The sequence below is a fragment of the Orrella marina genome, from assembly GCF_003058465.1.
Lineage (GTDB): Bacteria > Pseudomonadota > Gammaproteobacteria > Burkholderiales > Burkholderiaceae_B > Algicoccus > Algicoccus marinus.
The window spans coordinates 1,501,935-1,514,346 of the sequence record NZ_CP028901.1 but is presented as its reverse complement, the minus strand read 5'-3'; the positions used below and the strand labels follow the sequence as shown (position 1 = coordinate 1,514,346).

The 12,412-nt window shown below is 54.1% G+C and carries 8 protein-coding genes and 2 pseudogenes; 2 read left to right on the top strand and 8 right to left on the bottom strand.

Annotation, left to right across the window (positions count from 1 at the left end; genetic code table 11):
• Positions 1 to 28: 28 nt before the first annotated feature.
• From DBV39_RS06770 to ahpC, 5 genes are all read right to left on the bottom strand, one after another.
• A complete protein-coding gene (locus tag DBV39_RS06770) occupies positions 29 to 523 on the bottom strand; it encodes a hypothetical protein (RefSeq protein ID WP_108620888.1) in 495 nt (164 codons plus the stop codon).
• A 309-nt stretch (positions 524 to 832) separates the two neighbouring features.
• Positions 833 to 1,675 (bottom strand): S-formylglutathione hydrolase, encoded by an 843-nt coding sequence (fghA, locus tag DBV39_RS06765; RefSeq protein WP_193853052.1) that lies wholly within the window; start codon positions 1,673 to 1,675, stop codon positions 833 to 835.
• Positions 1,676 to 1,703: 28 nt separating this feature from the next.
• Positions 1,704 to 2,813 carry an S-(hydroxymethyl)glutathione dehydrogenase/class III alcohol dehydrogenase gene (locus tag DBV39_RS06760; RefSeq protein ID WP_227870908.1) on the bottom strand — a complete coding sequence of 370 codons (1,110 nt, stop codon included), beginning with the start codon at positions 2,811 to 2,813 and terminating at the stop codon, positions 1,704 to 1,706.
• Between the two features lie 373 nt (positions 2,814 to 3,186).
• Entirely contained in the window at positions 3,187 to 4,767 is a 1,581-nt protein-coding gene (gene ahpF / locus DBV39_RS06755; RefSeq protein ID WP_108620885.1) for an alkyl hydroperoxide reductase subunit F, read from the bottom strand.
• An 83-nt stretch (positions 4,768 to 4,850) separates the two neighbouring features.
• Positions 4,851 to 5,414 (bottom strand): alkyl hydroperoxide reductase subunit C, encoded by a 564-nt coding sequence (gene ahpC, locus DBV39_RS06750; RefSeq protein WP_108620884.1) that lies wholly within the window; start codon positions 5,412 to 5,414, stop codon positions 4,851 to 4,853.
• A 668-nt stretch (positions 5,415 to 6,082) separates the two neighbouring features.
• On the opposite strand from ahpC, the pseudogene pncA reads away from it, so the two are divergent.
• Positions 6,083 to 6,714, top strand: a pseudogene (gene pncA / locus DBV39_RS06745) (bifunctional nicotinamidase/pyrazinamidase).
• A 167-nt stretch (positions 6,715 to 6,881) separates the two neighbouring features.
• Here pncA and DBV39_RS06740 read toward each other — a convergent pair.
• The 3 genes and pseudogenes from DBV39_RS06740 to DBV39_RS06730 form a co-directional block, all read right to left on the bottom strand.
• Positions 6,882 to 9,095 (bottom strand): AsmA family protein, encoded by a 2,214-nt coding sequence (locus DBV39_RS06740; protein WP_108620883.1) that lies wholly within the window; start codon positions 9,093 to 9,095, stop codon positions 6,882 to 6,884.
• 565 nt (positions 9,096 to 9,660) lie between these two features.
• On the bottom strand, positions 9,661 to 10,905 hold the full coding sequence (locus DBV39_RS06735; protein ID WP_159078844.1) for an MFS transporter: 1,245 nt from the start codon (positions 10,903 to 10,905) through the stop codon (positions 9,661 to 9,663).
• A gap of 246 nt (positions 10,906 to 11,151) precedes the next feature.
• Positions 11,152 to 11,558: pseudogene (locus tag DBV39_RS06730) on the bottom strand (VOC family protein).
• Between the two features lie 404 nt (positions 11,559 to 11,962).
• On the opposite strand from DBV39_RS06730, the gene DBV39_RS06725 reads away from it, so the two are divergent.
• The gene (locus tag DBV39_RS06725) at positions 11,963 to 12,184 is read left to right on the top strand and encodes a hypothetical protein (RefSeq protein WP_108620881.1); all 222 of its coding nucleotides are present in this window, start codon (positions 11,963 to 11,965) and stop codon (positions 12,182 to 12,184) included.
• Positions 12,185 to 12,412: the final 228 nt, after the last annotated feature.

Sequence of the window (12,412 nt, the reverse complement as noted above, 5' to 3'; positions counted from 1 at the left end):
AAGCAGAACGGTGAGCTTGCTTGTCTGGTCACTCGGCTTCGATGTCGACGATCCTGTGTAGCAGGGAGTAGGACACTCGCCAGCGGCGTTGTCCAGCGTCCAGAGTCACCGTCCGGTCGTTCAGACGGATGATTCGTCCACATTGCTGTTCATTCTCGGCATCCATGAATCCGACAAGATCCCCGATCGAGAGCGACTGGCGGCTCAGCCCTTCGTGGGGTTGTTCACGAATTTCCACATCAGCACCATCCAGATTGATCGCGGCATATGGAATCAGCCAACTCTTGCCTGTATCGAGATCCTTGACTGCTGCATTCTTTCTTCGGAACTCGAGCAAGAGTGCTTTGACCAGGCGGTTCGTACCAGGGTTGAAGTACGTGACTTCCTGTCCCGGGCGAAGCTGCGCCTGAATGGACATGATCCATCTAGGGCGCTCAAGCTCCGTATCAATAGCCGCCCTCAGACGATACAGGTCGAACGCCGAGGCTTTTTGCAGTTCTTCGAGAATTTGTGTGTAGTTCACTTGGTGCAATCCCTCTCTTACCTGTTTATGTTCGGATGTGGAGGGCTTCGCTGACCCGGGATGTGCATCCTCTCATATTCTGATTTTGTGATACTCCCATGAGTGTCTCGCTTGAGGCTGGCAGCAGCAAGTGCTCAGAAAAGACCGAATGGCACAATCGAAAGGAATGAAGAAATATTGTCATCGAACAAAAGCCGCATTTTGATGTCGTTCCAGCCATCAGACCGATGGATACAGAAACAGGTAAACGCACAGAACACTAAAAATAATTGGGATGTTTTCTGCTGGGTGAGTACTGAGTTGAAACCCTCAGTCTCTCAGCAACACTCTGGCGTGGTGGTGCAGGTGATCCTCGATGAAACTGGCAATGAAATAATAGCTATGGTCGTAGTCTGGCTGCAAGCGCAGGGTCAGTGGATAGTCAGCCTGTCGGGCCGCTTCAGCGATACGCTCTGGTTTGAGCTGAGTGTCGAGGAAGCTGTCAGCCAGCCCCTGATCGATCAGAATCGGCAGGCGCTCTGTGGCACGACTGATCAGCTCACAGGCGTCCCATTCGCGCCAGGTGGCCGCATCGTCTCCCAGATATCCTGTGAGCGCCTTGATGCCCCAGGGAACCTTTGCCGGATTGGTGATCGGTGCAAAGGCTGAGACCGATTCGTAGAGTCCAGGGTTGCGAAAGGCGCAGACCAGTGCCCCGTGTCCACCCATCGAGTGACCGCTGATCGCACGCCTTTGTGAGACAGGAAACTCGGACTCCACCAGTGCTGGCAGTTCTTTGACAATGTAATCGTGCATCTGGTAGTGAGCAGCCCAAGGCGTTTGTGTTGCGTTGACGTAAAAGCCAGCGCCCAGCCCGAAGTCCCAGGCATTGTCCGGATCGGCGGGAATGTTCTCTCCTCTGGGGCTGGTGTCAGGTGCAACGATCACCAGTCCCAAGGCTGCTGCTACGCGTTGAGCACCCGCTTTCTGGGTGAAGTTCTCGTCGGTGCAGGTCAGGCCAGAGAGCCAGTAGACCACCGGCAGTCTCGCACCAGGCTCTGCCTGGGGAGGCAGAAACACGCCGAAAGTCATATCGCAATCAAGCACCTTGGATCGATGGCGGTAGCGATTTTGCTGACCCCCAAAACAGCGCTGCGAAGCAATTAATTCCATTGAAGACGTTCCCGGATTGACTTGATTTTCAGAAATGGATGACTGAGCGAATGCTCTTGCCTTCATGCATCAGATCGAAGGCGCTGTTGATGTCCTCAAGTGGCATGGTATGCGTGATGAAGACGTCAAGCGGAATCTCACCCGATTGTGCTTTGGCCACGTAATCCGGCAATTCGGTCCGGCCGCGAACGCCACCAAAGGCGGATCCGCGCCAGACTCGCCCCGTCACCAGCTGGAATGGACGTGTGCTGATCTCTTGTCCGGCACCTGCAACCCCTATGATGGTCGACTCACCCCATCCTTTGTGGCAACTCTCTAGCGCGGCTCTCATCAGGCCGACGTTGCCAACGCATTCAAACGAGTAGTCCACGCCACCATCGGTCAACTCGACAATCACCTCCTGAATGGGCTTGTCGTAGTCTTTCGGATTGACAAAGTCGGTTGCGCCCAGTTTCTCGGCGATCGCGAACTTGTCCGGGTTGATATCAATGGCAATGATGCGGGATGCGTTGGCCATCGTGGCACCGATAATGGCAGCCAGACCGATGCCACCAAGCCCGAAAATGGCAACGGTGCTGCCGGCCTGAACTTTGGCGGTGTTTAGTACGGCACCGATACCGGTGGTGACACCACAGCCAAGCAGGCAGACTTTCTCCAGCGGGGCCTCCTTGTTGATCTTGGCCAGCGAGATCTCGGGAACGACGGTGTACTCCGAAAAGGTAGAAGTACCCATGTAGTGGTAGATTGGCTTGCCTTGATACGAGAATCTTGTCGTTCCGTCAGGCATCAAGCCTTTACCTTGCGTTGTTCGCACGGCCTGACAGAGATTGGTCTTACCAGATGTGCAGAACTTGCAGCGGCGGCATTCAGCTGTGTAGAGAGGAATAACGTGGTCTCCCGGACTCACTGACGTAACGCCTTCACCGACGGCCTCGACGATGCCACCACCCTCGTGTCCCAGTACGGCCGGAAAAATGCCTTCCGGATCGTCTCCTGACAAGGTGAACGCATCAGTGTGGCAGACACCCGTTGCGATGATGCGAACCAGGACCTCGCCGGCTTTTGGTGCCTGGACATCCAGTTCAACAATTTCCAGTGGCTTGCCAGGAGCAAAGGCGACAGCAGCGCGGGATTTGATACTCATGTTTGCAACCTCATGTTAGGGCTGACTGACAGCAGATGTCAGCAAACTCCAGTCACTATTCTTTATTCAGCGCAGGTCGGTGGGGACCCGCACGCAGAGATAAACCATTTGCCCAGATACGCGGACTTGGAACGTTGAGTCGGTGTCTAGTCGATACGTACTTTATAAACCTTGATTCTACACCCATGACCATTCAAGGGTTTGCGTAAACGCGCATGCCAGACCGGCATAGGCAAGCAGTCAGGCCAGTCTGGCTGTACCCAAAAAAAAACACCGCCTTCTCAGCCATAAAACGGCTGGGTGAGAGCGGTGCTCAAAGGTGGGTACACGCTCAAAGGCCCACCTCAGGTACAGGAGACAAGTTCGTTCAGGCAGAGACAGCTGTCACCGGTGCCGGGGTGCGGATGAGGTAGTCAAAGGCGCTTAGGGCAGCTTTGGATCCATCGCCCGCAGCGATGACGATCTGCTTGTATGGGACTGTGGTGGCATCGCCCGCTGCAAATACACCAGGTATGCTGGTGGCGCCGCGCGCATCCACGACAATCTCACCATACTTGCTCAACTCGAGGGTGCCCTTGAGCCATTCGGTGTTGGGCACCAGTCCAATCTGGATAAATACTCCTTCCATCTCGACGCGATGGCTCTCGCCGGTTGTACGATCCTTGTAATTCAGGCCATCAAGTTTGCCGTTGGTTCCGGTAAACTCGGTTGTCTGGGCGTTGGTGATGACCTCAACGTTGGGCAGGCTCTTGAGCTTGCTGATAAGAACCGCATCGGCACGCAGATTCTCTGCAAACTCTAGCAAAGTGACGTGACCTACAATTCCAGCCAGGTCAATCGCTGCTTCAACGCCAGAGTTGCCACCACCGATCACGCCTACACGCTTGCCTTTGAAGAGTGGACCATCGCAATGCGGGCAGTAAGCCACCCCCTTGTTGCGATACTCGGCTTCGCCAGGTACGTTGACGTTTCTCCAGCGTGCACCGGTCGAGAGGATCACACTGCGGGACTTGAGCACACCACCGTTGGTCATGTGTACTTCGATCAGATCACCTGGCTCCTCGCCTGGGACCAGTTTTTCTGCAGTCTGCAAATTCATGACGTCGACTTCGTACGCCTTGACGTGGGCTTCGAGTGCCTGTGCAAACTTCGGGCCATCTGTCTCAAGAATCGAAATGTAGTTCTCGATTGCGTTCGTGTCGTTGACTTGTCCGCCGAAACGCTCGGCTGCGATGCCCGTTCGTATTCCTTTGCGAGCGGCATATACGCCCGCTGCAGCTCCGGCTGGACCGCCGCCTATGATCAGGACTTCATATGGATCCCTGGCGTTGAGTTTCTCGGCTTCGCGAGCAGCTGAGTTTGTGTCGAGACGGGCGACGATCTCTTCCACACCCATTCGGCCTGATTCGAACATCTGTCCGTTCAGGAATACCGTCGGTACAGCCATTACCTCGCGCTCGTTGACCTCATCCTGGAAGAGGGCACCGTCGATCGTAACAACGCGGATCCTGGGGTTCAGTACAGCCATGACGTTGAGTGCCTGAACCACATCAGGGCAGTTGTGGCAGCTCAGCGACATGTAAATTTCGAACTGGTACTCTCCATCGAGCGACTTGATCTGCTCAATGACGTCGGCCTCGATTTTTGGGGGGTGACCGCCAACCCAGAGTAGCGACAGGACCAGTGAAGTAAATTCGTGGCCAAGCGGGATCGCTGCGAACTCAACTCCCATGTCCGAACCGATTCGATTCAGGCGAAAGGATGGTTTGCGCGAAGCCTGACCGTCTGTACGCAGTGTGATCTTGTCGGACAGACCGTTAATGTCTTGCAGCAGCGCCAGCAACTCCTGCGATTTCTCGTCCTCGCCGAGTGTGGCAACCATCTCGAATGGCTGGGTCACCCTTTCCAGGTGGGCTTTGAGTTGAGTCTTTAAGTTATCGTCCAACATGATCAGTTTCCTTGTACAGCACAACGGTTCAAAGTCTTGAGTGATTCGGGCGCTCAGCCCGAACCACGTCGGGCTTGCTGTGCTTAGATCTTGCCGACCAGGTCAAGTGAGGGAGTCAGCGTCTTGGCGCCTTCGTTCCACTTGGCGGGGCAAACTTCATTGGGGTGAGCAGCTACGTACTGGGCAGCCTTGAGCTTGCGCAGAGTCTCTGAAATATCACGAGCGATCGCGTTGTCGTGGACTTCCATGGTCTTGATCACGCCTTCCGGGTTCGTGATGAAAGTGCCACGAAGTGCCAGACCTTCTTCATCGATGTGCACGTCAAATGCGTGTGTGAGTTGATGTGTAGGGTCGCCGACCAGCGCGAACTGGGCTTTGCCCACAGCGTCGGATGTCTCGTGCCACACTTTGTGCGAGAAGTGGGTATCGGTTGTGACGATATAGACTTCTGCTCCAGCCTTCTGGAATTCTGCGTAGTTATCTGCAGCGTCCTCAACTTCGGTCGGGCAGTTGAAGGTGAAAGCTGCTGGCATGAAAATCAGGACTGACCACTTGCCTTGCAGGTCCTTCTCGGTCACTTCGATGAATTTGCCTTGCTTGAAAGCCTGTGCTTTGAAGGGTTGCACTTGGGTGTTGATTAATGACATATCAATTACTCCATAGGTGAGTCAGTGGAAAACTTAAGGTTTGCTGGTGATTTGCCTCACCAGCGGGTGGCTATCGGCCATGTATGAATATTAGTTGATAACTATTAAAGTTTGAAGTTTAATTTATTTATGTTATTCATAGGTATTGTCAATCGCAAGGCAGTCGGTGTTCGTTGACAAGTAAGTTCTGGTCTGGAAATTGCAAGATAAAGTCAGGGTATACCCTGAGCATACACTGCAAGAGATGATAGTTCAATGTGTACGGAAACCTGACCATCTGTCTGTGCCGATGCTCGACTGAGTTAGCCGGGAGTGCGTGCAGTGAAGAGAGGAAGGTGAGAGAGTAGTGAGAGCGCAGTTGTGCAAACAGTATGGCCTCCAGGCGATCCGGGAAGTGCTGGACCAGCACTTGTCTGGAAACGGAATTTGGCAATTTCAGCAAAACCGTCTTGACGCTCTATAGCTGGCCAGCGCTCTTTTGTCGGGAACCAACAAGCCCCAGCAAAACACAACAAGCTAAGTGATCGTACTCACAGAGGTGCGCGAACGACTGAGCTGGGTTAAAGTTTCGCTTATGTAAATGGCTTGGAGCCTCCCAGAGACTCAAGGGTGACTCAGGCTGCCCTTTCTGTTGGCTCAGTCGATTTGGTAACAGGATAAGGGGTTTCATGAGCGTTTCGATGCGCAAAGCATTGCTGGTCGTTGATATTCAGAACGATTTTCTACCTGGTGGTGCGCTTGGCGTTCAGCATGGTGATCAGGTCGTCCCGGTCATCAACAAGGTTAGTTCCCGGTTCGAAAACATCATCGTGACGCAGGACTGGCATCCTGACGATCATGTTTCTTTTGCGCAGCACCACCCTGGTCGCCAGCCCTTTGAAACCATTCTGCTCGATTATGGTGAACAGACCCTATGGCCGAGTCACTGTGTTCAAGCCACCCGAGGTGCAGAACTGGCGCAGGATCTCGATTACAGGCGCGCGCAGTTGATCATTCGAAAAGGTCATCACCGGATGATCGATTCCTACTCGACCTTTCTGGAAGCGGACAGACAAACACAGACCGGTTTAGACGGTTATCTCAGAAGCCGAGGGATTGATCATCTGGTGATCGGGGGCTTGCGACCGACTTTTGTGTATTGTGGTCGGTGCTTGATGCATTGACATATGGCTACAAAGTGGATGTGCTGGAAGATGCCTGCCGAGGAATCGATCTTGAAGGCTCTGTTGCCCGCGCCTGGAAAAAAATGCTTGCAGCAGGTGCAAGAAGGATTCACTCTGACGAGTTGCTGTTCGGCTGACACCCGGACCAACGGGTTGATACCTATGGTTCAGTCCGATACGGTGAGGGGGCGATTTGGACTGTTTCTTGATTCGTCCGACGGTCGTGACCTACACCTGGACCGCCATACTTCCGAGCGTTCTGTACTGTCAGGGCGAGCCCCATAAAGTGCTCGCCCGATCGATCCTATTGACTAAACAGTCCTTTAAGCTTGTTGGAAATATCGGGACCTAGCAGTTGTTCGATCTGTTCGGTGCGCTCCGGTCCGATCGCTTCCTCGATCTTGTTGGTGATCGTTTTGCCAGCTTTTGATTTGGCAATCTCTGCAGCGATGGACGCGATATCAAGCTGGTATCCGATATTGTCCAGGGGACCTGTCAGACGCACCGGAATCGTGACACCCCGAAGCATTTCCAGTTCCGGGCCGCCTTGACCCTGGGTGGTGTCCACGACGGATAACCTGGCAAGGTAATTGACCTGAGAAGACACAAGATTGATGTCGCCCTGACCTTGAACACGGAACAACGGTGCTTTCATCGAAAGGTCTTTGTTGGTCGCCACGCCTTGATTGATGTTGAACGAACCGGACAGCTCGCTGAAAACGGTGCGATCCTCGTCTGAGAACTCGGGCAGTTTTCCAGTCGTAATGATTCCCTGGATGCTTCTTAGCAGGCGAGCAATGTCAACGCCGCGTATGGCGCCATCAGACACATTGAAATTGATCACCCCGCCCAGGTTCCGTTTGAATTGATCGACATTGTCACCACGAGTGGTCAGGTCAAGAGCAAGATTGGCCTGACCCTCGATACGCGACTCCTGACCGAGTTCTTTCAGAAGTTGCCCGATTGCGATCTTCGAGACTGTTTCCTTGAGTTGTATCTGGTTGTTGCGTGCATTGATCGAGAGATCACCTTGAATGCTTCCGCCGGAGAGTTGCACAGAATGTGGGCCTAAGCGAACCAGACCATTGGTCGCGTTAATGTCTGTCTTGAAATCGGTAAGGGTCAGCCCTTGAGTTGTTATTTGTCCGATGTCGATCTTGGCCTGTACGTTCAGGTCGTTCAGGGCGCTCAGGTCAATTTTGCTCGGAGCGCTGGCGTTTGCGGATGTGTTCGAGCTTTCTGCACCGGCATCACTCGATGGATTGCCAGCGCCCGCGCCGGTCAGATATCGATCCAGATCAATCTGGTCAACCTTGACGTCCGCGCGTACTGCTAACGGCGCAAAACGCGGGAGAGTTACGGTGCCGTTAACTTTGCTGTCGTCCACTGATGCGCTGAACGTTGATTGAAGTGTCTGCTTGGCCAGATCGATGGTCAGGTTGCCTTGCAGCGGTACGTTCAGCGGTTGAGCCAGTGTTGCCGGCATGTCTGCCTGGAGTGTACTCGTGAACTTGTTCATGACAAGTCGCTGGGTCGTGCCGGTGATCTCAGGTGTCTGAAACTGCAATCCGTACTTTTGACCTGGCCGCTCCATGTTCGCCGAGGTATCCAGTTGCTGGATGGTGAGGTTGTCCCCATTAAGAATCAGCCCGGCACTTCTGATGCTGGCCTTGAAGAGATCCTTGGCTGAGGCATCAATCTCGATACCTTTCAGATCAAAACGATTATCCGCCAGGTTGGCCTGCAAAGAGGTTTTGAGTGTTGCGGCAAGATTCTGCATCTGCACCGCGTAGCCATTGACGCCAAGAACAGCACCATCGAGCGAAAAAAACTGTTCAGGAACGTTCAGCGTGTACTTGCCTGTCAGGTCGATTCTGGCATCAACAGGAACAGCAGGGGCCTGTAACTGCCCTGAGAACTTCAGATCACCGCTTGCCTGCAGTGCCAGTTGCCCGGTACTCAAGTTCAAGTCGCGAAGGTTGATTTGCTCGCCTGTGGCCTGGTCGAGGTAGGATAGTGAAGACTTCTCCAGTTTGACTGATGCGACATCGAAGGTGATTTCGGCAGATCCACCCTGCGCTCCGGTGACCTCGACCGGTTCGATCGCCTCTTGCTCGGTTGGGTCGCCGGTCAGGTCATCAAAGTTGAAGCGTCCGTTCTTGTCTTTGACGATGTTGGCTACCAACCCAGACAGGTTGACGCCATCGACGAGAATCTGGCGCTTGATAAGCGGCATCAGGGCGACCGACACCTGCGCGGATTCGACACTTAGGAAGGTTGTTTTTCCGTCCAGTTCGGTGAGCCTTGTTGGGCCAAGTCGCACGCCGAGGTTAGGGTACAGCGACATCTCGATATCGTCAGACAGCACCAGAGTCCGGCCGGTCTGCTCAGTGACCAGTCGTTCGATATCGCCCCTGTATTGTTTGGGATCGAACGTGAATATGAAAACGGCTGCGGCAATCACGACCAGCGCTAGGATGCCAAGAATGCCGAGTAAGGTGTAACGAACGACTTTCATCAGATGCTCCGGGAAGCCCTGACCATGAGGCCGGGGGACGTCAGTTTTGTTGATTGATTTTTATGATTAATTTGGTTGGTTAGAGAGCAGATTGAACCAACGGGAATACAAAAGATGCCTCAGTTCCCGCCGTAAACGGTGGCCCGCGTCAATACGGCTTTCAAAAGCAGACAGCCTACCTTTTTGCCGTGACCGTTTCAAATCAGACTAGTGTTGAGGCCATATGGCAGGCAAGAGCGTGCTGCCGGTCCTAGGCCACGTCGCCGGGGCAAAAACTCGAAAACCAGAAGGTGACTACTGGCTAGCAATGGTCAAGTCAGGCCTCGCCGTCAACGGACAGCGTAATCTGACAGCGTAATCTCTGGCCCCCTTGCGCCAATCGCACCCGACAGGTCGACGTGGACTCAGGTCCATGAGCACAGACTACGCCTTTTCGCGTCAGGGTTGTATGTTCTACTCAGAAATAGTCTTTATTTACCTGTTTTGCTAAAACTTTTTTGAGTTTAAGCTCTGTGTGCATTCCCGAGTACAAATGCCAGTAACATCGTGTCGGGAATTCTGGACATCAGCGAGCCGGTGAACGCTTAATCAGGCAAAGCGCGGCGAAAGTGCTCAGCCCAAGGATACCTGTCATCCAGAGTGTGCCTGTTCCCCAGTCCGTCAGTGCCATTCCGAAAAGAAACGGTGCACATGCCTGAGCGAGTTTGGCCGGTAGCATGAGCCAGCCCTGCATACGCCCGTACCCTAGCGCACCGAAGATAGCCAGTGGCAGCGTGCCGCGTGACATGATGAGAACGCCGTTACCGGTCCCGTGCAAGACGACAAACGCTGTCGCAAATGGTGTTCCGAACACCAGCATCAGTGCTGCACCCACTGGATGAGTCAGGGCTGCAAGGCGCGTCCCGACGAGCGGATGCCATTTACGCATCACAAAAAAGTCCATCAATCGTCCCAGGACCTGAGCAGGGCCAACCAGAGAACCGATGGTGAAGGCTGCCGCCATGCTTACGCCAAACACTTGTAGCAGACCCGGCAGGTGCATCATGAGTCCCATGCCGACAAAAGCGTTGGCAGCAAAGACATAGGCCATCAGGATGCCCTTGACGCGGTTGCTCTGGATAGGTGTCGCGGGGCCTGGTCGCTTGTCATCTTGTCCCATGCGACGGCTTGGTTCTGTCACGGCCGCGCCTGCCGGGCTGCCGGAACCTTGCACACTCTTGTCCAAAGCAGGCTCGGACTGTCTGGCAGCAGGGATCAATGCGTGTAACGGCAAGGCAAACAGCAGGTGAACGCCAGCCCAGAATCGACAGACTCCCTGCCAACCCCAAAGCTCCAGAATCTGGACCGAGACGGTCCATCCGACAAAGCTTGCAAAGCCTGCAATCAAGGTGATTCCGGTGATTGCGTTGCGCGAATTCTTGCCAAACAACATCACCAGGGTAGCAAAAGCTGCCTCAAACTGACCACACGCCAGCGCACACCCGAGTACCAGATTGGCCACCATGATCATCGTGATGCCATCAGCCATGGATAGCAACAGAAGACCGATCGCATACAGGATGTTCGAGAGCATCAGCATTGGGCGCCCTCCAAACTTGTCGACCATTCGCCCGACAGTCGGTCCGACAAGCGCTGAGGTCACCAACGCGACAGAGACGCCTACAAAGAATGTTGTTGGTGAAATGCCCAGCGCTTGTCCGCCAGGCTCGGAGATGACGGCTGGAAGGTACTGACTCGACGCACTTGCAACGACCTGGGCAAGGCCTATCAGGCTGATGGTTCGTAGTTTGTGGGTATCAACAGAAATCAAGGTAAGTAACTCGCGGTGACAGCTAGGCAGACAGAAGGGGGCATTACAAGCGCAAACGAAGACGTGGACCGTAGACTGGCTAGCCCGTGCCGGGATGCTGGCCCGTGGTATCCGGGCAGTCGCAGGACGGGATTAGCCAGTGACTACTTGAATTCCTGGCAGGCTTGTTGCGCGTGTTCATGGCTACAAGCTTTTGTGCGCAACATCAAGACGCCAGTCTGATTGCATGCGTTTTGGGTGTGGACTTTATTGTGGTGTTTGTGGGGTTGCCTCACAAAGTTCAATCAGGTTTTGATCCGGGTCTCTGACATACACAGAACGAATCATGCCAGTCGCTCCGGTGCGGGGGACAGGCCCCAGCATGATGGGCCATTGTTCCTTGTTCAGGTGGTCAATCATCGCATCAAGAGGGACCGCCAGCATGAAGCACAGGTCCTGGGATCCCACGGTCGGACGATGTGCCTTCGGATCGAACTCGGCGCCCGCAACATGTATGTTGATTTTCTGGGGCCCGAAGTGAAGTGACTTTCTGGCCCCTGGGGCTTGCCTGCCATGAATGTCTGGAGAGACATTCCCAGAACGCGTGTGTAGAAGTCGACGCAGGCATCTTCATCGCCGGTTGTGATGACCAGATGGTCCAGATGACTGATCATAGTGTTACTTCCTTGATCGGGTTGTTGGGCTTAGGGCGTTCCTTGAAGTTCATGGATTTCATGAGGCTTCTGGATTCTATGGGGGATCAGGATTCTCAACTGTTCAGAGATATCCCGAAACGGGTTTCGCCATTGTAAAGAATGGCAACCTTGAAAAAGACCAGTCCGGGTTAATTCAGAAGTGTGTTCCACGCAGTAACTGGCGTTGCACTGTCGGAAAGCTGACCCTGTATCCACCCTGGCCCTGAGTGTGGTCGGAGCATGAGGTGCATCTGCAAGGTATAGCGGGTGAATGGGCATTCGCTGATAAACTAGAGCCGTCGTGTCAGATAGTGTCTGCAATCTGTTTGGCAGTTTCAGTTTTCGATGCAAGTATTAATGCAGTTTGATTGAGGGGAATCCATATGAAGAAACTTACACTCGTCCTTGCTATTTGTGCGCCGATCGTCTTGGCTGGTTGTACCAACATGTCCCGCCAGCAACAGGCGACGGTCTCGGGCGGCGCGATTGGTGCTGCAGCTGGTGCTGGCGTTTCGGCAATCGCCGGCGGTGATGCGGTTGTAGGTGGTCTGGTAGGTGCCGCTGTTGGTGCAGGCGCAGGTGCCATTTCCGAGAGAAATCGCTGATCGGCTCACTTCGATCCTGATCAGAGGCGCGACAGGCACCCATCGAGGGCAGGTAGTCTTTGTACGACTTTCTGTTGAGGTGCTCTGCCTCAGGTGGGCGGGAAGAACTTTGCTGGCGTAAGCGTGCAGCGATTTTTAGGAGTCGCTGCAGCTTGATGCCCCGTCGAGCGATGTCGCCAGGATTGACACGGGACGAAAGCAATGCTTTCAAGCTGACATCGCCGCCGC